Below are 24382 nucleotides of genomic sequence, written 5' to 3' on the forward strand. Positions count from 1 at the left end.
TCCATGAAGTTTGGCAGTAACCTGAAATGGACGTCGCTCGCACAGGCCTCAAAACTCTGTGCTCAGTTCGTGGTCGTCTTCGTTCTTGCTCGGCTGCTCGAGCCGAGCGAGTATGGTGTCGTGGCGATGGCGACAGTCGTTGTCAATTTTTCGTTGATGTTTCGCGACATGGGGTTGGGCGCAGCGCTCATCCAGAAGCAAGATCTGGAGCATGGTGACATCGAGTCGGCCTTCCGGATCTCGCTTGGAGCCGGGGTACTAGTCTGTGCCCTGGTGATGCTCTTGGCCAACCCGCTTGCGCTGTACTTTTCTACGCCCCGACTGGTTCCGCTGCTGATCGCTCTGGCTCTGAGCTTCCCAGTTGCAAGTTGCGCGATTGTCCACCAGGCGCTGCTCGAGCGCGCAGGGAGCTTTCGGACCATTGCCAGGATCGAAGGTAGTGCGAACCTCGCGGGTGGTGTACTAGGACTGGTGTCTGCAGTTGGGGGGGCAGGAGCTTGGAGCTTGGTCATCCAACTGGCATTTGTCTCTGTAGCAACCAGCGTCCAGCTCTGGATGGCGTCAGATTGGCGCCCCCGCAGAGGTCGTGCAACTGGATACAAGACGTTGGCGGAGTTCGGGTCAGGCGTTCTTGGCTTTAACCTGGTCAATTATCTGGCGCGAAATCTGGATAGCGTTCTTGTGGGCAGGTATTTTTCCACGACAGTCTTGGGTAACTACTCTCTCGCTTATCGCTTGATGCTGTTTCCGCTCCAGAGCATTACGCTTGTCGTCTCCCGATCTCTTCTTCCGGTTCTTTCACGGTTGCAGGATGATGCGAACGGCAGGGTTGAGGCCTATAAAATCGCCGTTGGTGGAGTGTCCGTTGTAGTTGCTCCCATGATGATCGGTCTGTTTGTCCTTAAGGAGCCCTTCGTCCGATTGACTTTCGGGGATGGGTGGGAGCTCGCCCAGCAACTCATTGCTTGGTTCGCTCCGACGGCACTTCTTCAATCGGTTATGAGTACCACCGGCGTGGTGTTGATGGCCGCTCGTCGTACGAGAACCCTGCTTTATCTTGGTGTTGCCGGGGCAGTGCTGCAGATTGCTGCCTTCCTGCTCGGCATAGTTCATGGCGTAGTGGTCATGGCTGCGTTGTATCTACTCGCCAACATCCTGAACTTCATACTCGTCACGTCTGTCTGCTCGCGGGTGCTTGGCGCGGCTCCTGCGGACGTGCTGCGGCCCGCGATCATGCCGATGATTGCAGGCTTGCTGATGGGCTGCATCCTACACATCTATGTGCAGCAGGCGCAGGCAATCCAGAGTTTGATTCTGCTTGCCTTTGCTGTCGGTGCGTCCGCATTGATCTACGCAGTCATTCTGCTTTCCCTCTCGCGGCAATGGCGGCGGCGGATAGCGGCTGCCGTAAAGTGGCGCAGTCGCGTGCCTGGGCAGCCTTAGTGGGAATCTATTCTCAGATGCCAAGTCATTCCTGCTGTGGCTCTACTGGAAAAATGTCATGAAGATCGTATGCGTACATCAAAGTTCGGAGCTATATGGTTCTGACCGAAGCTTCCTCGCTGCGGTTGAGGCTATGGCCAAGAATCACCCGGAATCTTCCGAGATTGAGGTGGTAATCCCTGATCATGGACCTCTTGTGGATCTCATTGCAGCTGCAGGTGGATCCGTTGTCTATGAGCCTCAGGGATACCTCCGAAGAAGCTTGCTTCGTACGCCGGTTGCGTTTGTGATCGGCCTGCTCGCTGCCGCAGGTCGTCTGAGGCGTAAGTTCCGCAACGCAGATCTTGTCTACGTCAATACATTGGTATGTGCTTCGGCACTGTTGGCATGTGTATTCACTGCTCGTGCTGCGCGCAAGGTTCTGCACGTGAGGGAAATTCCAGGTCCGAGGGAGTTGGCGCTGTTTCGTGTTTTGATCCGCCTGTCTGGTGCAGAAGTCGTATACAACTCGATCGCAACGATGAAGGCCCTTGGGCTCCCAGGTACTGTGATCTACAACGGAGTTCCGGGCCCATTTGAGGCGGCTGGCGAGGATTTGGCTGCCGGCGAGCTAAGGCTTCTGATGATTGGTCGCATAAACGCCTGGAAAGGCCAGAAGTTTCTGCTTGAGGCTCTATCGTCAAGTTCGCGCCGCATCCAGCTGCGGATCGTCGGTTCTGCCATTGATGCACAGATTCATCTTGTAAAGGAGCTTCGTGAGCTAGCAAAGACGATGCCTGAGACATTTCAGTGCGACTTCTTCGAGTTCTGTGAAGACCCGTCTGAGCACTACCGCTGGTGCAACTATGTAGTTGTGCCATCGACGAGTCCGGAGCCCTTTGGGCGAGTCGCGATTGAAGGTCTTTCGTACGGCAAGCCGGTGGTGGCGGCAGGACATGGCGGACTGCTCGAGATCATCAGTGACGAGAAGGATGGCTTTATTTTCTGCCCGGGTGATCATGGCCATTTGCTCAAGATCATTACCATGCTTCCCGATACCCGATCGTCAGACTACGTCGAGCTTAGTAAGGCGGCCCATCAGACATTCAGCTCTCGATTCTCCTCCGAAAGCTATTCGCGTCAGATCGTCAGCCTGCTTCCCCATTCGGCAGGGGGGCGGGGATGAAATCGTGTCTGCACCGTCGTTGTGGTTCTGGCTATAAGCGGCAAAGTCCCCCTTACTTGCGGCTTCTTCTTTCGGGGATGTCTCGCGCATGATTTTTGCCCTGGCTTGTATCGGCGCCATGCTGATCATTCTGTTCTTCCGTCGGGCTGTCCTTCTCATGCCCGCATGGATGATGTTGACTCCTAAAGCACTTTTGCTTGTGGATATTCCGGGTATTCCTGTCCTTAGCGTTTACCGTTTCCTGATGGCAATAGTTTTGGTCATGTACGGGATAACGCTGGCGCTTGCCCGCAGGGGCGCGTTGACGCGAGGTCCTTTCTTCGCAGGCTTGGTGATCTTTTTTGGCACCGCGGGTGTGTCCGTCATCATGAACCTGGGTAGTGCCACGGCCGGCGTCATGACTTGGATTGCACTACTTCTTGAAGTGGGTGTGCCTGTGATGGCCTTCGCGCACTTTGCCGGTGGCATGCGTCTTGACGAAGCGAGGGCACTGCTGAGGGTCTACGTAGTCTTCTTCACTCTGCTGGCGATGTACGCAATTGCTGCATATCTGGTGAATTGGAATCCCTACATCGATTTCATCAACTCAACCACGCAGACCGGACGAGTGATGGCGCGGACATATGCTGACACTCTGCGTGGAATGCGTGCGCAGGGGACGACTTCGCACCCGATCACCTACGGTGCACTGGTCGCCATGCTGCTTCTCTGCTACTACGTCGTGAAGTTGTGTGCCCGGATTCGCCCGCGTCAATTGATCGCGCTTGGTCTCTTCTCAGGGGTAATCGTTACTTCGGTTCTCCTCACTAATTCTCGCAGCCCATTGATACTCTACTTCTTCGCGCTGCTGGTTTTTGGGGTCTCGGTCGGTATCATCAAGTCGTTGAAGTATTCACTATTGGGTGCAGTTTTGTTTGTTGCTGCCCTCGCAAGTTCAGATGTTTTCCTGGAGAAGGTTCTCTCCGTGGTCAACATTTTCGACTCCTCGATTGGTGTGGAACAAAATGGCTCAGACCTGGCTATGCGCGCCGGACAGTTTGCAGTTTCACTTTCCTATTTCTGGCAGTCGCCACTATGGGGGTTGGGCTTGGACGCCACGCGTGAGCTGGTCGCAGGCGGGTCTGCCTCTGATCTCTATGATGCGGAGAGCGTTGTCTTCACCTTGATGATCAATCAGGGTGTCTTGGGTTTCGTTGGTTTCATCGTTTTGCTCTGGATGGTGCATCGCGGTGTATGTCGAGTGCTGCCAACACTGAAGGCGAGGCGAATGTTCCTGGGCCTGGTGCTTGGCTATGCTCTGTTTACGGTCGCAACTGGCGTGATGGATACGCTGCAGATGTTCTTGCTTATGTCCATTTTCGTCGGTGCATATGGAAGGCTCGTTGCCGTATCGAGCGTCGCGAGACCCGGTCAGCAGAGTGCTTCGTTGCTAGATGAGATTGAGCATGGGTCGCAGTGTGCTGGTGAAGCTAAGGATGGTAGGAAATGAGTGGTAATGTTCTGAGGATACTGGGGATTCGGGGCATCCCTGCAGCCCATGGTGGCTTTGAGACCTTTGCGGAACAGCTCTCTCTGTACTTGGTCGCCAAGGGCTGGGAGGTTGTCGTGTACTGCCAAGAGGATGGGGGCGGTGAGGAGTGGCGCGATGAGTGGCGGGGCGTCAAGCGGATCCATATTCCGATAGCAATTGCGGGCCCGGCTGGAACAATTGCATTCGATTGGAAGGCAAATCGGGACGCTGCCAACAGCAAGGATCTATGCCTTACTCTTGGCTACAATACCGCAGTGTTCTCTGGCCTCCTTCGGGTGCGGGGCGTGCCGAATGTTATCAACATGGATGGCATTGAATGGGCTCGTGCGAAGTGGGGGCCGGTAGCGAAGACCTGGTTCTGGCTGAATGAACGCTTCGGTTGCTGGATTGGCGATCATCTTGTCGCCGATCACCCGCGTATCAAGGACCACCTCGCGACAAGAGTTAGGCGCAGCAAGATTGCCACTATTGCGTATGGTGGGGAGAAAGTTGACTCAGCTGACGCGGCGAAAGTTACCGAATTGGGTCTGGTGCCAAATGAGTACTTCACCGTAATCGCGCGGCCAGAACCGGAAAACTCGCTTTTGGAGATTGTCCAGGGTTTCTCAAAGTCCCCGCGACTGCGGAAGCTTGCGGTTCTGGGAAAGTATGACTCTGAGAATTCCTATCATCGCCAGGTCATGGATTCGGCCAGTGATGATGTGGTTTTCCTTGGTGCTATCTACGACAAGGAGGTTGTACAGGCGCTTCGGTTCTTCTGCAGTGGATATGTTCATGGCCACCAGGTGGGTGGTACAAACCCATCGTTGGTGGAGGCGCTGGGCGCTTCCAATCCTGTGATCGCGCATGAGAATTTGTTCAATCGCTGGGTTGCGGGCGATGGGGCTCGGTATTTCGCATGTGCCGACAGCTTTAGTGTTTTGATTGATGAAATCGAGAATGGTGCGACGGATCTGAAATCGATGTCGGTCGCTTCCGCTCTCCGGCACCAAGAGGCATTCACTTGGGATCGCATTCTTGGCGAGTATGAGAATTTGTTGTCTGCGTTTGCAGTTGGGCGCAGAGATGGCCTGAGGGCGCTAGCCGAAATGGAGCTCGAATGAGTACTCCTTCCGGTACTGATCGTTCGTTGCTGATTGTTGTGGTGCTTTATGGAACTGCCCCTGCCGACTCGCTGACTCTCAAGACGCTTCTTGTAGCCTCTGCGTCTGATCACGGGTTTGTGGGTGAGATCGTGGTTTGGGACAATAGCCCAAAATCGTTTGGCGAGAATTCACTGGAAGGGATGAAGTTCTCTGGATTCAAGGTGAGTTACATTGAGTCCCCTGATAATCCTTCCCTTGCCTGGGTTTACAATGAAGTTTCCGAAGGAATAGAAGCGGGAAGCTACATCATCCTGGATCAGGATTCTGAATTGCCGGCCGATTACTTTCTTGAGTTGCAGAACCATCTTGAGGCTAATTCGTCAGTCGATCTCTTCCTGCCGCTTGTGTACTCTGGCGATAGGTGTGTCAGTCCTGGAAAGCTTTTTTACTTCAAGGGGCGGCATGTATCGTCGCCTGAACTTGGCGTTCGAGCCTCCCGGAATGTGCTCGCGATTACCAGTGGTATGGTGATTCGGGCCCGATATCTCCGGTCGCGCAGATTTGACGAGCGTTTGAGCCTTTATGGTATCGATACCAAGTTCATGTTGGATTATGCGGAAAGTGGGAAGCTCCTGGTTGTTATGCCCATCAAGCTCGAGCACAATACCGCGCTGTGGTCTGATATAAGTGCAGATCAGATGCTTCGTCGTGTGCAGGCGTTGGTTGGCTCTTGGCCTGTTGTTTTTGAGAAGAGGAGCCTGGCAAGGCTTTTAGCGCGCTGTTATGGTCGCTTGATGTTGCTTAGGCTCGCGATTCGGTATCGAGATTCAAGATTCCTGTTTGCATAATTTTGCGTGGCTCTGGAGCATTCTGTATGACAATACTCAGTCGTCTTGGTTCGCTCTTTTCGTTGCGCGTAGCATTGGATGAGGGAGTTCCAGCGTCCTACAAACTCCGTCTTTCCTTGGAGTATGGCATTTGTCTGATAAGGGGGGCGCTGACGCTTGGGGTCCGTCAGTCAGTACTTTCGCCGCTATTTCGTGGCAGGGGCGTTGTGGTCCGATGTGCATCGCGCATCAAGGTAGGGAAAGGTGTGCGCCTTGGCGATTTCGTGGTTCTTGATGGATTGAGCGCGCAGGGCATCGTTCTTCAAGATGGCGTCAAGATAGGTGAATTTGGTCGACTGATCTGCTCCGGGAGCCTGAAGAATCTAGGCCATGGGATCACTGTCGGCCAACGCGTAGGCATCGGAGAGTTTTGCCGAATTGGCGGGTCCGGTGGCGTGTCGATAGGCGACGACACAATCATTGGACAATATCTCAGCGTTCATCCGGAGAATCATGAGTTCGCTGACAAGCAGCGATTGATCCGTGAACAGGGGACGGTTCGAGCGCCTGTGATAGTTGGCGCGAATTGCTGGATCGGAGCGAAGGTTACGCTGCTTGCTGGAAGTGAGATTGGTCACTCTAGCGTGGTTGCTGCGGGAAGCGTGGTAAATGCCAAGTTTCCACCCTATTCTGTAATTGGCGGTGTTCCGGCCCGTCTTCTCAAGAGTTATTGAATAATATGGCCGCCCGCTTTCCATCGGGCGGCCATATTTGATCAGGGGTTCAGTCGGCGATGCCCTGGATGTTTTCGTAGAAGAACCGTTCGTCTCGCTCGCTTGTGAGGTTATAGAGTGGGTATTTTCGGCCCAGCATGGCTCCGCCATCGCGGATCAACGGATTCCATGTAAGTGTGGCTCTAGCGGGTGTCGAGCGAGGGAGGAGGGTGTCAAACGGGATACTGAAGTAGATGCCCTTGTCGAAACTTCCCTCGCCAAACTCTGCCGAACTGACGTTGGTCTTGGTGGCATAGGCCCCCATCGTCACACCATTTCGGAATATACGTGCCACATTGGCGGTGGCACCATAGTCGCCGGCGAGATATCGCCCTGCGGTAAGTGACGCGATTACTCGTTGCTGGCTCCCGAATACATAGTAGAGCGTGGCGTGTCCCGTGACAGTCGAGTAGTCGCGCAGTCCGAAGTGCTGATTGAAGTCACGCTGCTTCACCCAGTTGATGTTGGCGCTGACAGCCCATGGCTGTGCCATAGGGCGGTACAGGATCTCGCCGCCAGCGCCCGCGTACATCCATTCCAGGTAGCCCGCATATGCGATGGCATACACGTCAGGAGAGAGTCTGCGCGAAATGTTCATCTGCAGATTGGGAAGCGTGAAGTCGGACGTGCGCGTGTACTTGCGCACGTCACTTCTGACGCGTGGGAGATTGCTAGGCGCGTCGTACTTGAACTTGTCGTAGTTGTTCAGAAGATTCTGGCTGGCGCTGCCGGTCAGCCATACGTTCGTGCTGAAGAAATAGCTTGCACTGTAGTTGGCCGCAACTTGGTAGAGGATGAAGCCGTCGGGCCCGCCGAGGTTCTGGCGATAGCCAAAGCTGAAGCCTCCACCAAATGGCGAACGCTTTGCGCGGAATAGTTCGTGTCCTACATTCGACCCTGCTGCGACCAGGTCAGTACTGCGTTTGAGTGTATCTTCGTCCGCAGTCCCATTTACGTACCCCTCGAATGTCTCGCGTCGGATTGACATGTCCGCAATTGGCATTCCCAGGCGCTCGCTGCGCAGTGTGTACCAGTCGTAGTCGCTACCCGTGTGGGTGGACAGGATGCGAGAAGCGCGGCCCAATCCCTTCGCTTGATTGAAGTATTTATTCTGCACGCCGGTCAGAATTATCTCCCCGTCTTGAGCTGATGCGCTCTGCAGGTTGAAGCCAGCGTTCGTCCTCAGCTCGGATGCAATTGCTTCCCAGTCTCGGTCGTCCGAACTTTTCGATCCACTTGAGCTGCTATTGCTGTCTGCACTCCGGGCTCCGTTGCCTACAGGCAGCGGTGGCGGGTCAAATGGCTTTGGCGTTGGGCTCGAGCCGCCCGGATTTCCGCGCAGGGTGAGAGAAAACATGGCAGCCTCTCCGCGTTCCCAAGCGGCGGTCAGTTCGACTGATTTGCTTGGGCGATACACGAGGCCTACATTGATAGGCGAGGACTGCTTGAGGTTGGCGCCACGCGGCTCTCTGCGGTAATCGTTGCCGTCATACTCGACTTTGACGATGAAGTGGTCCATCGGAGTCTGATAGGAGATGCCGCCAAAGAGTCCAACTGGGCCCCTGAACATTGCGCTAGCGCCAAACTTGCCGGCATTGACAATCGCACTGGTCGGCATCGGTCGCTCTTTGAAGCGATCATCAATCGCGCCAAGAGGGTTGGAGAAGTCTCCTCGGTTGCCAATATAGCCGGTTGCCATTCCGAGTGATGCATCGAAGGGGCCGTGCCGTTTACTGGCAACTAGATACTCGCTTGAGAATAGGCCAGTTCCGCCCACGTCGCGAACACCGAACGAGACTTCGGGCATCCATCTTGATTCCTCAAGCAAGCGGATCTTGAAATCGATTGATTTATCTTTGTAGTTTTGGTCGCCGCTGACGGATGGGACGCCGTAGCGGAGGTTCGCTACGTTGATGTAACGAAATGAACCCTCCAGCCATGGCAGGGGCTGCATTGTCAAGTTGTAGCGGCTGTAGGGTGAGTTGTGGGAAGCGGTGATCGCTATATCGCCATCGTCAGCCATGCGTGCGGTTGGCGTCTGCAACAGACCAACGCCTCCCCACTCACCTGATGTTGGTGGAGGTGCTTCTTGAGCATGAAGGGCTGCCGAAACTGACAACGCGAGAATCGACAAGGCCAGCGAAGTGCGCGCCCTTTGTACCGTCCTGTACTGAATGCTTTGAATCACGGATTGGCCGCTTGGGTTGCGATGAGTGCAGCAAGATCTGCGTTGAAGTCGGCGTCTACCGTCTGAAGATACTTCTTCGCCAGTGGCACAAGAATCACGCCGCCAGGCGAAACCGGCTGCGGGTCCGCGCGATTCCAGGCTCCGGCGCCCAACGTCTGCACGGTGCTGTCGACCTGGATGACGATGATGCTGTCGGGGTCTGCAAATTTCGTGGCTGCGCAGTCCTTGGTGTAGTCAAGTGCACTACGCAAGGGGTGGTGGGGTAGGGTGCAGTTCTCGGCTACAGCGCCTACAACTTGGATCGTGGTTGGACGCTCCAAGAATCGCACTGCATCGCCCGCTTGGATCCGCGGGTCCAACTTTGGTTGCAGTTGCATGAGGCGTGGATATGGCAGGATTCGCACACGCCCCGTGACGGGCATGCTGTCAACCCATAGCCTCAAGCGCCCCGACAGCTCGCGAAGCAAGTCGTTGTCGAGACTGTTCAATGCCTGGAGGTCGTGCACCACGCCTGCCTTCAGGCGTATCTGCTCAAGTTCAGCCTTTCGGCGGGTGAAAAATGTCGCAGGCAAGAATGCGCTGGAGGTTGGTTTGGCCTCAAGCAGCGCTATAGCCAAGCGGTCGTCATTCTCATCTCCATGGAGACCTGGATTCTGCACCGGACCGCTGATCCTCACTAAATCAGCAGCAAGGCAGTTAGCCGGCAGCAGGGCGGTCCCCAAAAGCAGGGCCGCAATCATCAGTAGACTTCTACGCATGGATCAGCGCCTCTCGGGTCGATAAGGCTTCAAGTGGACCAGGTCGACGGGATAGCCAGGTGCCAGATACTGCCGACTCTTCCAGATGAAGCCATCGTTGGGGTCAACCCAGTAGCTGTTGGTTGCGTTCATGTCGCCCCCGATCATCTTCTCGTCGAACCGAAGCAGTGTTCTAGTCGTCCCAAGAATGTTGACGGTGTCTTCGCCCTTTGAATGGACTGTCCCTGCAACTTCGACACCCATTGCAAATGAACTAGTTCGATCGAAGCGGCGCAGCACTTTGCTGCCATCCTGGGCTCTGCGCAGGTCCGAGAAGATGCTGTCGTCGGCTATTGACACCGAGTACTGTGCATCCTGTTTATAGACGGATAGCACAAGGCCTGTGCTGGACAAGTTGAATACGGCATCCCTGCCCGCAATCCAGGCCTGCTGCCCGTCGTCCAAATAGCCAAGCACGATGAGGCCGCGGATGTCCGGTGTCGTCAGGTCTGCTTGCGGGTAGGGTGTCGTGAGTACTTTCTGGGCTGAGTAGGTTGCCTTCGGGCGCACCAGTTGCCGGATGCTGTCGGCAGTGGCGCGGCTGGCGGTCGTGCAGCCGGTGAGTAGAAGTGCCAGCACCACTGGCGCGGCGAGAGCCGCGCGCGCCAGACTTCCGTTCCTTGGCTGGTGGCCGTGGGTGGTCACCTGATTCTTCCGTGGCATATCAATTGCTCAGATCATTTCGTGCGCTAGCCGCATTGGTCAGAATTGAGGTGAACGGAATGAGCTGATTCACGAAGCGGCTCCATCGCGTCACGCCGGCTGCGCCGACAAAGACCACATCTCCCGGCACCAGGCGAAACTGACTGCCCACTGCAAATGCGGCGGGTGAGCGGGCATCTAGCTGGTAGATGACCGACGGCTGCGCAAGCAGATCGCTTGAGCCGCGAATCACGTAGACGGCCTTTCCGCTGGCAGTAGTTTGACTGAGGCCGCGGGCGCGACCAATGGCCTGGTTAAGAGTTACGTCTCCCGTGCGGAAGCTGAAGGCGCCTGGTTGAGCGACCTCGCCTACTACGAAGATTTCTTTGCGATCCAGGAAGGGAACGTAAATGGAATCTCCGTCCTTCAGGTATATCTGGCGGCCGCCGTAGCGCGCTGCAAGCGCCTCAAGGTCGATTGTGTAACTGGTGCCATCGCGACTCAGCTGCACTCCCGACAGGTCAGCGCCCGCCGAGCTGAGGCCTGCCTGGCTAATTGCATCTGCCAACGTCAGTGGGGAGGTGCCCAGAGTAACCGGGGTGGATTGCTGTGCGGCGCCGGTTACCCACACGCGCTTGCTCGCGTAAGTAAGGACGGAAACATCCACCTGGGGCGATTCGATGTACTTGGCCAGACGGCGGGCGACTTCTTCGCGAATCTGGCTGGGTGTCTTGCCATCGGCTTCAACGACGCCGATGTAGGGGTAAAAAAATGTGCCGTCGCTTTGAACGACGCGACCGGCCAGATTGGGGGTCTGCTGAGGTCCGGCGGGCACCGTCAGTTCCGGATGATCCCATACGGTGACGTACAGCGAATCGCCTACGCCGATGCGGTACTGCCCAGGCGAGTAATTCAGCAGCGTTTCGGGGAGCGAAAGTGCACTTTCGGACGCAACATCCATTGCTATCAGTTTTGCAGTGATCGGAATCAGCTGCAGTTGACCGTCGTCGCTGCTCTGGGATCTTGTGAGCTCCGTGCTGCGCAGGTGTTGCCCGGGAGCCCAGATGCAGCCTGGCAAGACGGATGCCACCAGTAGGGCGGTGGCGAGTCGAAGGTGCTTGTTGGTCATGGCCATATCGATAGAAATTCGGGGCATAAAAAACCCTCGCCGTGTTACGACGAGGGCTTGGGACTTGCTGTCACTGGCTTAGCCGCCGGTGCCGCCGGTACCGCCTGTGCCGCCCGTACCACCGGTGCCGCCCGTGCCGCCCGTGCCACCGGTACCGCCGGTGCCACCAGTTCCGCCGTTGCCACCGTTGTCGCCATTACCACTGGAGCTATCGCCAGCAACGCTGTAAAGCACAGCACCCGCCGCCACGGCGATCACGGTGGTGCCAACGATCGCAGCGGTGGAAATGCCAGCCGCCTCAGCGCCAGCAGCGGTAGTAGCTGCAGTGCTTTCAGCCGTACCTTCAGTTGCAGGAACTTCCTGCGCAAAAACCGGGGAGGACATACCCAGCAGGGCCAGAACGGCAATCATCTTCTTCATCTACGGGGTCTCCTACTCCGTGAGGGAAATTTCCGCTGCCATCCTCGCCAATTCAGGGGGGGGATGTCAAGGAGCCTGAATGTCAGCATTACGAACTGTGACGAGGCGTCACATCTGTGCGGCCAGACAGCCATTTTGCGAGGTCCACCACCATCTGGTGAGTTCGGAGGTGGGGAGCAGCGATCGGGAGCGCGAGTCCAGCTGCCAAGGAAGCAGCAAGAATCCACGCGTGCGGCCTGGCTGGAAGGGGGCTGGAGCGCAGGCTCCACGCCGCTGCGGCCAAGCCCAGTGCCTGGCCGGCGACCACCTCCGAGAGGCTGTGGGCATGCAAAGGAATGCGGGACCAGCCAATCAGCAGGGCCAGGATCGCCCCTGCAGCAAAGCCCGCAGTTCTCGCTGGCCTAGCGGTTCCGGCCAGCAGGGTCCCGGCCACCGGATAGATGGCGCTCGACATCGCGGCATGCCCAGAAAATCCTGTGAAATCGATGCTCGCGATACCCAGGCCCCAGCCCATGTAGGCGAGCTTGCTTGCGAGCGTCACCGCCGCCGTGATGGCGATAGCCACGAGTGCACGCCACTTGAACGCCGAGCGGGGAAGGCTGATCAGCAAGACGGCAATCATGGGCAGCAACCAGCGGCTGTCACCCAGGCTCGATAGCAGTTTCCAGACGTCAGGCATCTGATTTTGAATGGGTAGGGGCAGGGGATGATAGCGACACCCGCTGCGTTCCACTGCCTCCCGCGCTTGGTCCATTCAGCCAGACGCGGTATCCTTCCCAGCTGCCAATGGCCCCGTAGCTCAGCTGGATAGAGCGTCCCCCTCCTAAGGGGAAGGTCGCCCGTTCGAATCGGGCCGGGGTCACCACGCGCTTCGCGGCCTCATCCGCAGTGTGGCCCTCATTCCCCGCATTCATCCGCATCGCATTGCCGGAAATGCGTATCACCCTGCAGAACGGCAAGGCCGTTTGCCCTTACGGTGATCCTGCAGCACAGGTTGACCGTCATTTCGAAGGCATCAGCCTGGCCGCAACCCTGTCGTCCGGAGTATCCCTGTGGACCTGTTGCTCGCCATTGGTGAGGTAGCGCTGGTGGCCGCCTGCCTGCTAGGGCTCGTCCATATTGCAGAGCGGGTCTGGCGCCGTCGCAAGCGCTGATCTGAGGTGGGGAGGGGTGTCTTCCAGCCGAAATGAATTCGCGCTATCGTCCGCGAATCGTGATGACCGTCACACTTGGGGTGTGCCCATGCAAACTCGTCGTTTTCGGTATGCGTACAGGAAAGTGAGGGAATGGCATGTGGGTTCGGTCCGCGCCGGCTGGTTGGCGCTGCGCTACGGCCTGACCGGTGACACCGGGCGATTCAATTCGCACGGGGGTTGGCGGGTCAGTCGTCTGCGGGTGGACCCCGACACGGATTCCTGAATGCACGGGAGAGTACATCGCGAGCCTGCACGCGCACTGCACATGCAGAACGCGAAGCTCGCTCCATCCCTGTTATCACGATGGAGCAAGCGATGAACAACCCCGGCACCCGTAAGCCCTCCTGGCGTCAGAGCAAAGGCCTATGGATCGTCATCGGCGTAGCCCTTGCCATTTTCGTGGTGACGCTGTTCCTGCGTTGGTAACCGCGTCTCGCCGCCGGGCATGGCCCGGCGCTACCGAGCGAGCGTCGATCCACACCGGGCGTGGATGAGGGTTTCCGCAGTGCGGACCAACGGTCCGCACCCACCACCGGGCGCTGATCCCTCAATCCTGCTTCAACAGCTCCACCAGCTGGCGCAGCCTGTACGGCTTGGGGAGGAATTCCACCTGGTCGGGCAGCGGCGGCAGCTGGGAGCGGGCATAGCCGGACGACAGGATCATCCGCGCGTGTGGCTGGTCGCGGGCCACGTGCTCGCTCAGCTCGATGCCGGACATGCCGTTGGGCATGCTGACGTCGCTGAACACCACGTCGAAGCGCTGGCCGCCCTGCATCAGGGCGACGGCTTCGTGGCCGTCGGACGTGGTTGCCACATCGATGCCGAAATCGCGCAGCGCCAGGCCGATCATTTCGCGTAGATCGGACTGGTCCTCCACCATCAATACGCGGAGCGGGTCATCAGTCATGGGCAGGGTCCTCCATTGCGGGTAGCAGCAGGCTGACCGTGGTGCCGACACCGGGCGTGGTGGACACATCAACGAAGCCGCCGCACTGGGTAGTAAAACCGAACACCTGGCTCAGGCCCAGACCGCTGCCCTTGCCGATGTCCTTGGTCGTAAAGAAGGGCTCGGTGGCCCGTTCGGCGATGTCCGGGGCCATGCCATGGCCCTCGTCGCAGACGCTTAGTGTCACATATCCACGCTGCAGCGCGGTGTCCGCGTCCGGATCCAGGCGTTGCTCCAGGGCGGTGGCCACCAGGACGCGGCCACCGTCCAGGGTGGCGTCGGCGGCGTTGGCCACCAGGTTGGCAAGTGCGGTCTGCAGCTGCAGCGGGTCGGTGCTGAGCAGGGGCAGGCCCGGGGCCAGGTCGGCTTCCACGGTCACGCCGGGTGGGCAGGCGCTGCGCAGGCCGGGCAGCCACTCGCTGATCTGCTGGTTGATGTCCAGCGGCTCGCGGATCAGGGTCTGGCCGGTGCTGAAGGCCAGCAGCTGCCGGGTCAGCAGGGCGCCGCGGTCGGTGGCTGCTTGTGCGGTGGTCAGCAGTTCGGCGGCGCGGGCGTCGCTGCCCACGCGCATCGACAGCAGGTCCAACGCGTTGCCGACCGTGGTCAGCAGGTTGTTGAACTCGTGCGACAGGCCGCGGCTGAGCCGACCCACGGTCTCGAACTGCTGGGTCTGGCGCAGGGCGCGCTGAGCGTCGCGCAGCAGGCGCTGGGCCTGCCAGTGCTTGGTGATGTCGCGGGTGATCTTGACGAAACCCAGCAGCTCGCCGTTCTCGCGCACCGCCTCGATGACGATGCTGGCCCTGAAAGACGAGCCATCGCGGCGTACCCGCCAGCCCTCAGTAGCCACGTGGCCGTTCTGTGCGGCCAGGTGCAGCAGGCGCTGCGGCTCGCCGGCCTCGCGTTCATCGGCCAGGTAGAAGCGGCTGAAGTGAGTGCCGATGACCTCGTCGGCACGGTAGCCCTTGATGCGTTCGGCACCCGGGTTCCAGCTGCAGACCATCCCATGGGGATCGAGCAGGTACAGGGCATGGTCGCGAACGCTGTCAATCAGCAATCGCAGTTGTCGGGACGTGTCCGTCAGCACGGAGGGCGTAGAAGCAAGAGCGTCCACCTGGAAATCAGTAATACCCCTGTAGGGGATGCGACCGTAGGCAGGCGAGCGTGAAGGACATGTGCACGCATTGCCTGTGCCATTGGTCGTATGCGGCTGAATGCGACACGGGGTAGCATAACCGCCTCTTTCTGCCCGGGAACCCTTCTGATGCGTGCTGGTGCAACAACGCGCGACCGCTGGATCTGGACGACGGCGGCCATGCTGCTGGCGGCCACCGTTGCTCTGGAACTTGTCGTTCCGCTGGGCTATGCGGTGTGGCTGACCTATTTCATGGCCGTTGGCGTCACCATTTTCCAGCGAAGTGCGCGGGTTCCCTTCGTCGTAGCGCTGGTAGCGTGCGTGCTGTTGGCGGTGGGGTACAACGTGGCGCCGGCCAGCTCCAACTCGTCGTTCTCCTTCATCAACCGCACCATCGGTGGCGTGGCTTTCCTGATGATTGCCGGCATCGTGTCGCGCGCGGTGCATGCGCGACGCGAGGCGCTGCGTGCGCTGTGGCTGCAGGAAGCGGAAAATGCCGTGTCGGCATGCCTGCGCGGCGACCTGGGGCCTGAGCAGATTGCCGATGCGTCGATGGCGTGCCTGGCCACGCAGCTGCGCGCGGATGTGGGTGTCATGTACCGCATTGAAGGGGGTCGTCTGCATCTGACGGGTGGCGTTGCCGTGCCCAGCGGTGTCCCCGCGTCGGTGACACTGCAGGAAGGCCTGCTGGGCCAGACGGCGCGTGACCAGCAGATTCGTCATCTGCCGGGTGACGATGAGCGGGCTTTGCAGTTGCAGTCCAGCTTCGGGCTGGTGCAGGTGCGTGAACGCATTCTTGCGCCGATCAGCAGCGACGGCACCGTGGTGGGTGTCGTTGAGCTGGGGCGCTCCCAGGCCGCCGGGCAGCAGGGGCTGGATGCGGAGCTGCTGGAGCGCTGCGGCGACACACTGGGCATGGCATTGCGTGCCTCGCTGCTGCGCGCGCAGCTGGTCGTGCTGCTGGAGGAATCGCAGCGGCAGGGCGAAGAGTTGCAGGCCCAGCAGGAAGAACTGCGCGTGGCCAACGAAGAGCTGGAAGAGCAGAGCCGCAGCCTGATGCAGTCGCAGGCCAACCTGGAGCAGCAGCAGGTCGAGCTGGAGCAGAGCAACGTGCAGCTGGAAGAGCGCACCCACGAGCTGGAAGCGCAGAAGCAGGCGCTGCTGGTGGCGCAGGGCCAGCTGGTACGCAACAGCAACGAGCTGGCGGCGACATCGCGCTACAAGTCCGAATTCCTGGCCAACATGTCGCACGAGCTGCGCACGCCGCTGAACAGCTCGCTGATCCTGGCCAAGCTGCTGGCCGACAACAAGGACGGCACCCTCACCGAGGAGCAGGTGAAATACGCCCGCGCGATCCTGTCGTCCAATAACGACCTGCTGGCGCTGATCAACGATATCCTCGATCTGTCGCGCATCGAAGCCGGCCATGTGGAACTGGCCGACGAAGTAGTGGTGGTCGACAGCGTGCTGCAGCGCCTGCGTGAGACGTTCGAGCCGATGGCCCGGCAGAAGGGTCTGGCCCTGCAGATCGAGGCCGACGCGCTGGCGCCGACCCAGCTGGTGGCCGACAACCAGCGCATGCAGCAGATCCTGAAGAACCTTCTGGCCAATGCCGTGAAGTTCACCGAGCATGGCAAGGTCAGCCTGCACGTGCGTGCGGGTGGCAATGGCCGCATCCGCTTCGAAGTCTGCGATTCGGGCATCGGCATCGCCCGTGACCAGCTGCAGGTGATCTTCGAGGCGTTCCGCCAGGCCGATGGCAGCACCCGCCGCCGCTACGGTGGTACCGGCCTGGGCCTGTCAATTTCGCGCGACCTGGCCGTGCGCATGGGCGGCGATATCCAGGTGGACAGCGAGCCGGGTCGCGGCAGCTGCTTCATCCTTGAACTGCCGTTGCAGGGTGCACCGGCCAGCGATGTGCCGACCGAGCCATCGGAGGCGGCTCCGCAGTCGCCGACTTCGGTGCAGTCGGCGCCGCCGGCCGTGCGCGTACCCACGACTGCGCCGGTTCCCGCAGCAGCAGTGGCCGTGGCCGATGACCGCAGCCGCCGACAGCGCCCCACCCGCCTGATCCTGGCGGTGGAAGACGATGCCAGCTTCGCCGAAGCACTGGTATCGCTGGCCCATGAGCTCGATTTCGACTGCGTCGTGGCTACGACCGCGGAAGAAGCGCTGACGCTGGCATCCGAGCTGCGCCCGAACGGCATCCTGCTCGATATTGGGCTGCCGGATGTGTCCGGCCTGAGCGTGCTCGAGCGCCTCAAGCGCAATCCGGAGACCCGCCACATTCCCGTGCACGTGGTCTCGGGCATGGACCGCAGCCAGGTGGCGCGTGAGCTCGGCGCGATCGGCTATGCCGTGAAGCCGGCGACCCGCGAGCGGTTGGCCGCCGCCATCGAGCAGCTGGAACAGACCAGCCAGCGCGATGTGCGCCGCCTGCTGATCGTCGAGGACGACAGCGACCTGCGCCGCAATCTTGAGCTGCTGCTGGGCCGTGACCAGCTGCAGATCGTGGCGGTGGGTACATTGGCCGCGGCGTTGGAACAGTTGAGCACGGTCACCTTCGACTGCATGGTGATGGACCTGTCCCTGCCCGATGGCAGTGGTTACGACCTGCTGGAACACATGGCCGGCAACGATGATGTCGGCTTCCCGCCGGTGATCGTCTACACCGGGCGCGCGCTCAGCCGTGAGGAAGAACAGCGCCTGCGCCGTTATTCCAAGAGCATCATCATCAAGGGCGCACGCTCGCCAGAGCGCCTGCTCGATGAAGTGACCCTGTTCCTGCACAGCGTCGAAGCCAGCCTGCCCAGCGACCAGCAGCGCCTGCTGCGCGAGGCCCGCCGCCGCGACACGGTGCTCGATGGCCGCACCGTGCTGCTGGCCGAGGACGATGTGCGCAACATCTTTGCCCTGTCCAGCGTGCTCGAGCCGCTGGGTGTGACCCTGGAGATCGCGCGCAATGGCCAGGAAGCAGTGGATCGCCTGGCCCAGCGCGAAGTCGATCTGGTGCTGATGGACATCATGATGCCGGAGAAGGATGGCCTGACCGCCATGCGCGAGATCCGTGCGCAGCGCCACCTGCAGGACCTGCCGATCATCGCGCTGACCGCCAAGGCCATGCCCGATGACCGCGAGCGCTGCCTGCAGGCCGGTGCCAACGACTACATCGCCAAGCCCATCGACGTCGACAAGCTGGTCTCGCTGTGCCGGGTCTGGTGCTCGCGCCAATGAACGAGCAGGCGTTGTTCGATCTGGAATTGAAGGTGCTGCTGGAGGCGCTGTACCAGCGCTACCACTACGACTTCCGCAGCTACGCGGTGTCCTCGCTGCGGCGGCGCATTCACCAGGCCATGCAGCGCTATGACTGCGAGCGCCTGGTCGACCTGCAGCACCGCCTGCTGCACGAGCCGGACCTGTTCGCCCAGGCGATGCAGTTCTTCACCGTGCAGGTCTCGGAAATGTTCCGTGACCCGGCCTATTTCAAGCAGCTGCGCGAGCAGGTGGTGCCGGTGCTGCGCACCTACCCTTCGGTGAAGCTGTGGGTGGCCGGCTGCAGTACCGGGGAAGAGGTGTGGTCGCTGGCCATCCTGCTGCACGAGGAAGCACTGCTGGAACGCAGCATCGTCTACGCGACCGACATCAACCCGGCCGCGCTGGCCAGTGCGGAAGCCGGTGCCTACAGCATCGACCGCCTGGCACAGTTCAGCCGCAACTACCTGGCCGCCGGCGGTACCGGTTCGCTGTCCGATTACTACGCTACCGCCTACGACGGAGCGGTGTTCGACCGCCAGCTGCGCCGCAACGTCGTGTTTGCCGATCACAGCCTGGCCACCGACACGGTGTTCTCCGAAGTGCACCTGGTCTCGTGCCGCAATGTGCTGATCTATTTCAACCGCGATCTGCAGGACCGCGCCGTTGGCCTGTTCCGTGAGGCGCTGGTTCACCGTGGCTTCCTCGGCCTGGGCAGCAAGGAATCGCTGCAGTTCGGCCGCCACCACGATGCGTTCGAAGCCTGCTCGCGCGAGCATCGGCTGTACCGGAAGGTCGTTTGATGGCCGCCCCGCGTCCGCATCTGCTGGTCGTCGGCGCCTCTGCCGGTGGCGTGGCTGCGCTGCAGGCGCTGCTGGGTGCGCTGCCGGCCGGTCTGCCGATACCGGTGCTGGTGGTGCTGCATCTGCCGCGCGACCGCAGCAGCCGCATCGCCGAAGTACTGGCGCCGTACTGCGCGCTGCAGGTGCGCGAGGCGGAGGACAAGCAGCCGCTGCAGGCGGCGACGGTGACCTTCGCCGCACCCGACTACCATCTGCTGGTCGAGGACGCGCAGACCATCGCGCTGTCGATGGATGAGCCGGTGCTGTTCTCGCGCCCGGCCATCGATCCGTTGTTTGAATCCGCTGCGGCCGTGTTCGGGCCGCAGCTGCTGGCGGTGCTGCTGACCGGTGCCAGCAGCGATGGCAGTGAAGGGGTGGCTGCCGTGCGATCCGCCGGTGGCCGCGCCTGGTTGCAATGCCCCGAGGAGGCCGAGGCATCGATGATGCCGGCCTCCGCCCTGCAGCACGCCGGCGCAGATGCCGTGCTGCCTCTTGAATTGATGTGCCGTCGCTTGAAGGAGTTGTTCGCATGAACCTGCTGCCACCGGACCCTGCGCAGTCGCAGACCCCGGTCAACCTGCTGATCGTCGATGACGTGCCGCAGAACCTGGTGGCCATGCAGGCGCTGCTGCGCCGCGAGGGCGTCAATCTGCTGCTGGCCGGCTCGGGCGCACAGGCGCTGGAGCTGCTGCTGGAGCATGAAGTGGCGCTGGCGCTGCTGGACGTGCACATGCCGGAGATCGATGGCTTCACCCTGGCCGAGCTGATGCGTGGCTCGCAGCGCAGCCGCGATGTGCCGATCATTTTCCTGACCGCCTCGCCGGATGATCCGGTGCGTGCGTTCAAGGGCTACGAGAGCGGTGCGGTCGATTTCCTGCACAAGCCGGTGGCCCCGCAGGTGATCCTGAGCAAGGTCAACGTGTTCATCGAGCTTTACCAGCAGCGCCAGCTGCTGAAGGCGCGCAACGAGGCGCTGGAGCGCGCGTTGAAGTTGAACGAGACGATGGCCGCCGTGCTGACCCACGATCTGCGCACGCCGCTGTCGGCCATCCTGCTGTGCGCCGACAAGCTGTCGCTGGAACTGCCACCGGGTAATACCAGTGCGCAGCAGACGCTGCAGTACCTGGAAGCCAGCACCGTGCGCATGGCGCGCATGGTCGAGCAGCTGCTGGATTTCTCGCGCATCCGCAGCGGCGGGCTGCGCCTGGAGGCCAATGCCTGCGACATGGAAGCACTGGCGCGTGCAGTGATCGCCGAAGCCGGCAGCGCGCACGGCAGCGATCGCATCGCTTTCGAAGCCAGCGGTGATGCCACGCTGCACGGCGACATGGATCGCCTGGGGCAGGTGGTGGCCAACCTGGTCGGCAATGCGATCACCCATGGGGGCAAGGACGTAGTGCGGGTTGCCGTCGATGGCAGCGATTCGCGGGTGGTGACCCTGCGCGTGCGCAATGTCGGGCACATCGAGGAAGCACTGCTGCCGCGCCTGTTCGAGCCGTTCAAGGCCAGCTTCCACCAGAGCAAGGGGCTGGGCCTTGGCCTGTACATCGTCGATCAGTTCGTGGCCGCGCACGGTGGACGCCTGAATGCACGCAACGAGCAGGGGCAGGTGGTGTTCGAAGCGGTGCTGCCGCGGCGTGCCGACGCGCGCATCAGCCGTTAACTGAATTCTTCAGGGAACGCGTGGGCGAACTGAGACGGGCTCGTCCGTAGCTGCTACCGTGGACGCTTACGTTGCCAAGGAAGATTCATGCCACTACGCGCCATTGCCTACGTCAGCCAGGCCCGGCCGGACCTTTCCGCCGAACGCCTGCAGACGTTGGTGAACGATGCCACCCGGTTCAACCGGATGGCCGGGGTGACGGGCGTGTTGTTGCACGATGGGCAGCGTTTCCTGCAGTACATCGAAGGACCGCCCGATGGCATCGATTCGGTGTACGAGCGCATCCTGCAGGCGGGCAGTCATGTGGACATCGTCGAACTGGCGCGCGGGCGGTTGGGCCAGCGCCAGTTCCCGTACTGGTCGATGCGCGCGTTGCCGGTCGATGCGCTGAAGCTGCGCCAGCTGGCCAGCAGTGACTGGTCCGGTTTCTCGCGCACGGTGGAGGGCGATGATGCCGAACCCACCGCAGTGGATCTTCTGAGCGCCGTCGTGCGCCCTATGCTCAGCGCTGGGTAGCGTCGAGCTTGCTCGACTGAATGGCTTCGGTAGTCGAGCAGGCTCGACTCTACGGGACCGTGTTTCACTCCGCGGTCACCTGTGCCGGGTTCCCATCGGGCTTCCTGGGGAAGGGAGTACGGCATGAAGCGGACGAAGTGGCAGGGCAGGGCGGCGCTGGCCATGGCGCTGGCGGCGGCGATGGTCCCGGCATGGGCGTGCACGCGCGCGGTCTATCTCGGTGACAACGGCGATGTGATCACCGCCCGGTCGATGGACTGGAAGGTGGACGTTGCCACCAACCTGTATGTCCTGCCGCGCGGCATCGAACGTACCGGCCAGGCCGGACCGAAGTCGGCGAAGTGGACCGCGCGCTACGGCAGCGTGGTGGCGACCGGCTACGACGTGTCCACTACTGACGGCATGAACGAGAAGGGCCTCGTCGCCAACCTGCTGTGGCTGGTCGAATCGGAATATCCGCAGCAGCGTGGCAACAAGCCGGGGCTGGCCATCTCGCTGTGGGCGCAGTACGTGCTGGACAATTTCGGCAGCGTGGCCGAGGCCGTGGCTGCACTGGAGCGCGAGCCGTTCGCCATCGTCACCGACAAGGTGCCCGGTGAGGACCGCCAGGCGACCTTGCATCTTTCGCTGTCCGACGCTACCGGCGACAGCGCCATCATCGAATACATCGGCGGCCGCCAGGTCATCCATCACGACCGCCGCTACCAGGTGATGACCAACTCCCCGATCTTCGATCAGCAGCTGGCACTCAATGCCTACTGGAAGAGCATCGGGGGCACGGTGATGCTGCCGGGTACCAACCGCTCGGCCGATCGCTTCGCGCGTGCCTCGTTCTATATCAATGCCATTCCCAAGGCTGAAGATCCGGTGGAGGCGCTAGCCAGTGTGTTCAGCGTCATCCGCAATGTGTCGGTGCCGTTTGGCATCACCACGCCGGGCGAGCCGAACATCTCGTCCACGCGCTGGCGCACGGTGGCCGACCACAAGCGCCGGCTGTACTTCTTTGAATCGGCGCTGACGCCCAACACGTTCTGGGTCGATCTGAACAAGGTCGATTTCGGCGGGCAGGTGCTCAAGCTCGACCTGGGCCGGGACCAGCGCAACACCTTCTCCGGTGATGCGCTGTCGCAGTTCGTGCCGAGCAAGCCGTTCGCCTTCCTCGGCACCGACGGCTAGGGCGCGCGGCTGTCGTCCTTCGGATAGACCGCGAGGATGTCGCAGCCTGGGCGGGCGAAGCTGGGGGTGTAGGTGCGGCCGTCGCCCTCGATGCCCGAGGGCATCAGCACGATGCGGTCGCGGGGGTTGCCGCAGATCAGGCCGTTCTGCAGGCCGGACTGGAAGTCCACGTCGGTGGCGCCGGCCAGGATCGAACAGCTGCTGGCCAGCTCCACGTGGTAATAGCGATGGCCACCATTGCGGCGCGGGTTGGTTTCCACCACCACGCCTTCCGGGCTTTCGCTCCAGCCGCGAATGTTGCGGGTGGCGAAGCATACAGCCGACGAGGTCTGGAAGCTATGTGGGGTGTCGCCGCTGCGGCCTCCCCGGCCCTTTGCACTCACGGTCACACCGGGCAGGGTGGATGCGTACTGGCGGCTGCTTTCGCGGGCGATCGCGGCGAAACTGCGGCCGTCGATCGGCGTGACCGCTCTGACCGCGCAGCTTCGGCCGTCGACCACCACCCGTTCGCCTGGCTGGCCGCAGGCCCACCCCTGCGGGGCTTCCAGTCTGAGCACGTCGGCTTCGTTGACGCCCGGGCAGGCGGCGGCGAAATCAAGTTGGAAGGCCCGGCCCTGACCATCGGCGACGGCGATGGCGCCCGGCGTGTCCTGTTCCACCTGCTGCACGTCGCGTGCATCGAGGCAGCCTGGTGCCGGCGGCGTACGCACTTCCCGTGCGTGCAGCGGCGTCACGACGGGGCTGGCAAGTGCCAGGGCGAGCAGCAATGGTCGGATATTCATCATGCAATCCTTGCGGGGTGAACATCGTCCGAACATAGCATGCGGTCCTGCCCGCCTTGATGACTGCATTGCAGGCCGGACTGCGCACGCGCACACTGCCGCGATGGGCGCCATCTTCCACCTGCGGCACTACGGCCAGTCAACGGGCCTGGACCGCCACGACTACGCACAGTGGGTGCTGCCGCTGCAGGGCGAGCTGCAGTTCGAGCTGGAAGGACGCGGCGGCCGTCTGGATCTGCTGCAGGGGGCCTTCGTTGCCGCCGGTGAGGCGCATGACCAGGTGGCACATGGGCCGAACGGTTTCGTGATCGTCGATTGCGGCCCAGGCGTGCTCGATGACCTGACCCAGGAGCACCTCAGTCGCCAGCGCTGGCTGCACCTGCCGCTGTCACTGCGCCAGCGCCTGGCCCAGGTGCGGGTCGGCGGCTGCATGCCTGAGCTGTTGGCTGACCTGCTGCGGGCGTTTGCCCCTGCGGGCAGTGGTGCGCGGCTGCAGGCCCTGTGTTCGGCCGTGCAGGCCGATCCCGGGCAAACGTGGCCGGTGGCGCGCATGGCGGCCCATGTTGGCGTCAGCGAAAGCCGGCTGCATGCCTTGTTCCAGCGTGAATTCGGGGTCAGTCCGCAGGCGTGGCTCAGCGCCAGCCGGCTGCGCTGGGCCAAGCATGCGCTGCTGACCAGCGCAGCGCCGATCAGCGAAATCGCGCTGGCGGCCGGCTATTCCGAGCAGAGCGCACTGACCCGTGCGCTGCGCCGCGAGACGGGGCTGACCCCGAGCGCCTGGCGGCGCGGGGATGCGTCTCTGTAGAGTCGAGGGGGGGGGGGGGGGGGGGGGCCCGCACCGCGGCGGGCGCCACAGGCTCAAAAGAGAGGGGTGGGG

23 protein-coding genes and 1 tRNA gene are annotated in these 24382 nt (G+C 61.2%); 15 read left to right on the plus strand and 9 right to left on the minus strand.

All coding sequences use genetic code 11. The features are described from left to right. The first annotated feature begins 3 nt into the window (after positions 1 to 3). The 6 genes from FJU31_RS08635 (at position 4) to FJU31_RS08660 (ending at position 6785) form a co-directional block, all read left to right on the plus strand. Complete coding sequence (locus FJU31_RS08635) at positions 4 to 1443, plus strand: lipopolysaccharide biosynthesis protein (protein ID WP_150454377.1); 1440 nt, start codon at positions 4 to 6, stop codon at positions 1441 to 1443. Between the two features lie 58 nt (positions 1444 to 1501). Beyond that, complete coding sequence (locus FJU31_RS08640; RefSeq protein ID WP_150454378.1) at positions 1502 to 2608, plus strand: glycosyltransferase; 1107 nt, start codon at positions 1502 to 1504, stop codon at positions 2606 to 2608. Positions 2609 to 2696: 88 nt separating this feature from the next. Further along, positions 2697 to 4097 carry an O-antigen ligase family protein gene (locus FJU31_RS08645; RefSeq protein ID WP_150454379.1) on the plus strand — a complete coding sequence of 467 codons (1401 nt, stop codon included), beginning with the start codon at positions 2697 to 2699 and terminating at the stop codon, positions 4095 to 4097. Continuing rightward, positions 4094 to 5242, plus strand: coding sequence for a DUF1972 domain-containing protein (locus tag FJU31_RS08650; RefSeq protein ID WP_150454380.1), 1149 nt, complete (start codon positions 4094 to 4096; stop codon positions 5240 to 5242). Before FJU31_RS08645 ends, FJU31_RS08650 begins: the two co-directional genes overlap by 4 nt. Further along, positions 5239 to 6072 carry a glycosyltransferase family protein gene (locus FJU31_RS08655; protein ID WP_150454381.1) on the plus strand — a complete coding sequence of 278 codons (834 nt, stop codon included), beginning with the start codon at positions 5239 to 5241 and terminating at the stop codon, positions 6070 to 6072. Before FJU31_RS08650 ends, FJU31_RS08655 begins: the two co-directional genes overlap by 4 nt. A gap of 245 nt (positions 6073 to 6317) precedes the next feature. Continuing rightward, positions 6318 to 6785, plus strand: coding sequence for an acyltransferase (locus FJU31_RS08660; protein WP_188115473.1), 468 nt, complete (start codon positions 6318 to 6320; stop codon positions 6783 to 6785). A gap of 49 nt (positions 6786 to 6834) precedes the next feature. Here the strand turns inward: FJU31_RS08660 and FJU31_RS08665 are convergent, their stop codons facing one another. The 6 genes from FJU31_RS08665 to FJU31_RS08690 all read right to left on the minus strand — a co-directional run bounded on the left by FJU31_RS08665 (position 6835) and on the right by FJU31_RS08690 (position 12679). Beyond that, positions 6835 to 9012 (minus strand): YjbH domain-containing protein, encoded by a 2178-nt coding sequence (locus FJU31_RS08665; RefSeq protein WP_150454383.1) that lies wholly within the window; start codon positions 9010 to 9012, stop codon positions 6835 to 6837. Beyond that, the gene (locus tag FJU31_RS08670; protein WP_188115474.1) at positions 9009 to 9752 is read right to left on the minus strand and encodes a capsule biosynthesis GfcC family protein; all 744 of its coding nucleotides are present in this window, start codon (positions 9750 to 9752) and stop codon (positions 9009 to 9011) included. The genes FJU31_RS08665 and FJU31_RS08670 overlap by 4 nt, the downstream gene beginning before the upstream one ends. A 21-nt stretch (positions 9753 to 9773) precedes the next feature. Beyond that, entirely contained in the window at positions 9774 to 10454 is a 681-nt protein-coding gene (locus FJU31_RS08675; RefSeq protein ID WP_188115475.1) for a YjbF family lipoprotein, read from the minus strand. Positions 10455 to 10473: 19 nt separating this feature from the next. Then, positions 10474 to 11580, minus strand: a complete 1107-nt coding sequence (locus FJU31_RS08680) for a polysaccharide biosynthesis/export family protein (protein WP_150454386.1) — start codon at positions 11578 to 11580, stop codon at positions 10474 to 10476. 78 nt (positions 11581 to 11658) lie between these two features. Further along, positions 11659 to 12000, minus strand: a complete 342-nt coding sequence (locus tag FJU31_RS08685) for a hypothetical protein (protein WP_150454387.1) — start codon at positions 11998 to 12000, stop codon at positions 11659 to 11661. 88 nt (positions 12001 to 12088) lie between these two features. Continuing rightward, entirely contained in the window at positions 12089 to 12679 is a 591-nt protein-coding gene (locus tag FJU31_RS08690; RefSeq protein WP_150454388.1) for a phosphatase PAP2 family protein, read from the minus strand. 109 nt (positions 12680 to 12788) lie between these two features. On the opposite strand from FJU31_RS08690, the gene FJU31_RS08695 reads away from it, so the two are divergent. After that, a tRNA-Arg gene (locus FJU31_RS08695) sits at positions 12789 to 12865 on the plus strand. A 646-nt stretch (positions 12866 to 13511) separates the two neighbouring features. Further along, complete coding sequence (locus tag FJU31_RS19350; protein ID WP_223176406.1) at positions 13512 to 13622, plus strand: DUF3827 domain-containing protein; 111 nt, start codon at positions 13512 to 13514, stop codon at positions 13620 to 13622. Between the two features lie 121 nt (positions 13623 to 13743). On the opposite strand, the gene FJU31_RS08700 is transcribed toward FJU31_RS19350, so the two are convergent. Together FJU31_RS08700 and FJU31_RS08705 are read right to left on the minus strand one after the other, a co-directional pair. After that, positions 13744 to 14103: a response regulator gene (locus FJU31_RS08700; protein WP_150454389.1), complete on the minus strand. Its 360-nt coding sequence runs from the start codon at positions 14101 to 14103 to the stop codon at positions 13744 to 13746. Beyond that, positions 14096 to 15253 carry a two-component system sensor histidine kinase NtrB gene (locus FJU31_RS08705; RefSeq protein ID WP_425473667.1) on the minus strand — a complete coding sequence of 386 codons (1158 nt, stop codon included), beginning with the start codon at positions 15251 to 15253 and terminating at the stop codon, positions 14096 to 14098. Before FJU31_RS08705 ends, FJU31_RS08700 begins: the two co-directional genes overlap by 8 nt. A gap of 150 nt (positions 15254 to 15403) precedes the next feature. On the opposite strand from FJU31_RS08705, the gene FJU31_RS08710 reads away from it, so the two are divergent. The 6 genes from FJU31_RS08710 to FJU31_RS08735 all read left to right on the plus strand — a co-directional run bounded on the left by FJU31_RS08710 (position 15404) and on the right by FJU31_RS08735 (position 22723). Further along, on the plus strand, positions 15404 to 18508 hold the full coding sequence (locus FJU31_RS08710; protein WP_150454390.1) for a response regulator: 3105 nt from the start codon (positions 15404 to 15406) through the stop codon (positions 18506 to 18508). Beyond that, on the plus strand, positions 18505 to 19329 hold the full coding sequence (locus FJU31_RS08715) for a CheR family methyltransferase (protein WP_150454391.1): 825 nt from the start codon (positions 18505 to 18507) through the stop codon (positions 19327 to 19329). The genes FJU31_RS08710 and FJU31_RS08715 overlap by 4 nt, the downstream gene beginning before the upstream one ends. Then, positions 19329 to 19901, plus strand: a complete 573-nt coding sequence (locus tag FJU31_RS08720) for a chemotaxis protein CheB (protein WP_150454392.1) — start codon at positions 19329 to 19331, stop codon at positions 19899 to 19901. Before FJU31_RS08715 ends, FJU31_RS08720 begins: the two co-directional genes overlap by 1 nt. Further along, entirely contained in the window at positions 19898 to 21031 is a 1134-nt protein-coding gene (locus FJU31_RS08725; RefSeq protein ID WP_150454393.1) for a hybrid sensor histidine kinase/response regulator, read from the plus strand. Before FJU31_RS08720 ends, FJU31_RS08725 begins: the two co-directional genes overlap by 4 nt. Before the next feature lie 87 nt (positions 21032 to 21118). Continuing rightward, a complete protein-coding gene (locus FJU31_RS08730) occupies positions 21119 to 21547 on the plus strand; it encodes a BLUF domain-containing protein (RefSeq protein WP_150454394.1) in 429 nt (142 codons plus the stop codon). A gap of 123 nt (positions 21548 to 21670) precedes the next feature. After that, positions 21671 to 22723 carry a linear amide C-N hydrolase gene (locus FJU31_RS08735; protein WP_150454395.1) on the plus strand — a complete coding sequence of 351 codons (1053 nt, stop codon included), beginning with the start codon at positions 21671 to 21673 and terminating at the stop codon, positions 22721 to 22723. Here the strand turns inward: FJU31_RS08735 and FJU31_RS08740 are convergent. Further along, complete coding sequence (locus FJU31_RS08740; protein ID WP_150454396.1) at positions 22720 to 23505, minus strand: hypothetical protein; 786 nt, start codon at positions 23503 to 23505, stop codon at positions 22720 to 22722. The genes FJU31_RS08735 and FJU31_RS08740 overlap by 4 nt on opposite strands. A gap of 103 nt (positions 23506 to 23608) precedes the next feature. On the opposite strand from FJU31_RS08740, the gene FJU31_RS08745 reads away from it, so the two are divergent. Continuing rightward, positions 23609 to 24310, plus strand: coding sequence for a helix-turn-helix transcriptional regulator (locus tag FJU31_RS08745; RefSeq protein WP_150454397.1), 702 nt, complete (start codon positions 23609 to 23611; stop codon positions 24308 to 24310). Positions 24311 to 24382: the final 72 nt, after the last annotated feature.

The sequence above is a fragment of the Stenotrophomonas cyclobalanopsidis genome, assembly GCF_008710035.1.
GTDB lineage: Bacteria > Pseudomonadota > Gammaproteobacteria > Xanthomonadales > Xanthomonadaceae > Stenotrophomonas > Stenotrophomonas cyclobalanopsidis.

Excerpts from the sequence above, each read along its gene's own strand:
- FJU31_RS08635 (WP_150454377.1), top strand. The coding sequence starts at position 4 with ATGAAGTTTGGCAGTAACCTGAAATGGACGTCGCTCGCACAGGCCTCA.
- FJU31_RS08640 (WP_150454378.1), top strand. The coding sequence starts at position 1,502 with ATGAAGATCGTATGCGTACATCAAAGTTCGGAGCTATATGGTTCTGAC.
- FJU31_RS08645 (WP_150454379.1), top strand. The coding sequence starts at position 2,697 with ATGATTTTTGCCCTGGCTTGTATCGGCGCCATGCTGATCATTCTGTTC.
- FJU31_RS08650 (WP_150454380.1), top strand. The coding sequence starts at position 4,094 with ATGAGTGGTAATGTTCTGAGGATACTGGGGATTCGGGGCATCCCTGCA.
- FJU31_RS08655 (WP_150454381.1), top strand. The coding sequence starts at position 5,239 with ATGAGTACTCCTTCCGGTACTGATCGTTCGTTGCTGATTGTTGTGGTG.
- FJU31_RS08670 (WP_188115474.1), bottom strand. The coding sequence starts at position 9,752 with ATGATTGCGGCCCTGCTTTTGGGGACCGCCCTGCTGCCGGCTAACTGC.
- FJU31_RS08680 (WP_150454386.1), bottom strand. The coding sequence starts at position 11,580 with ATGACCAACAAGCACCTTCGACTCGCCACCGCCCTACTGGTGGCATCC.
- FJU31_RS08685 (WP_150454387.1), bottom strand. The coding sequence starts at position 12,000 with ATGAAGAAGATGATTGCCGTTCTGGCCCTGCTGGGTATGTCCTCCCCG.
- FJU31_RS08690 (WP_150454388.1), bottom strand. The coding sequence starts at position 12,679 with ATGCCTGACGTCTGGAAACTGCTATCGAGCCTGGGTGACAGCCGCTGG.
- FJU31_RS19350 (WP_223176406.1), top strand. The coding sequence starts at position 13,512 with ATGAACAACCCCGGCACCCGTAAGCCCTCCTGGCGTCAGAGCAAAGGC.
- FJU31_RS08700 (WP_150454389.1), bottom strand. The coding sequence starts at position 14,103 with ATGACTGATGACCCGCTCCGCGTATTGATGGTGGAGGACCAGTCCGAT.
- FJU31_RS08710 (WP_150454390.1), top strand. The coding sequence starts at position 15,404 with ATGCGTGCTGGTGCAACAACGCGCGACCGCTGGATCTGGACGACGGCG.
- FJU31_RS08715 (WP_150454391.1), top strand. The coding sequence starts at position 18,505 with ATGAACGAGCAGGCGTTGTTCGATCTGGAATTGAAGGTGCTGCTGGAG.
- FJU31_RS08720 (WP_150454392.1), top strand. The coding sequence starts at position 19,329 with ATGGCCGCCCCGCGTCCGCATCTGCTGGTCGTCGGCGCCTCTGCCGGT.
- FJU31_RS08725 (WP_150454393.1), top strand. The coding sequence starts at position 19,898 with ATGAACCTGCTGCCACCGGACCCTGCGCAGTCGCAGACCCCGGTCAAC.
- FJU31_RS08730 (WP_150454394.1), top strand. The coding sequence starts at position 21,119 with ATGCCACTACGCGCCATTGCCTACGTCAGCCAGGCCCGGCCGGACCTT.
- FJU31_RS08735 (WP_150454395.1), top strand. The coding sequence starts at position 21,671 with ATGAAGCGGACGAAGTGGCAGGGCAGGGCGGCGCTGGCCATGGCGCTG.
- FJU31_RS08740 (WP_150454396.1), bottom strand. The coding sequence starts at position 23,505 with ATGAATATCCGACCATTGCTGCTCGCCCTGGCACTTGCCAGCCCCGTC.
- FJU31_RS08745 (WP_150454397.1), top strand. The coding sequence starts at position 23,609 with ATGGGCGCCATCTTCCACCTGCGGCACTACGGCCAGTCAACGGGCCTG.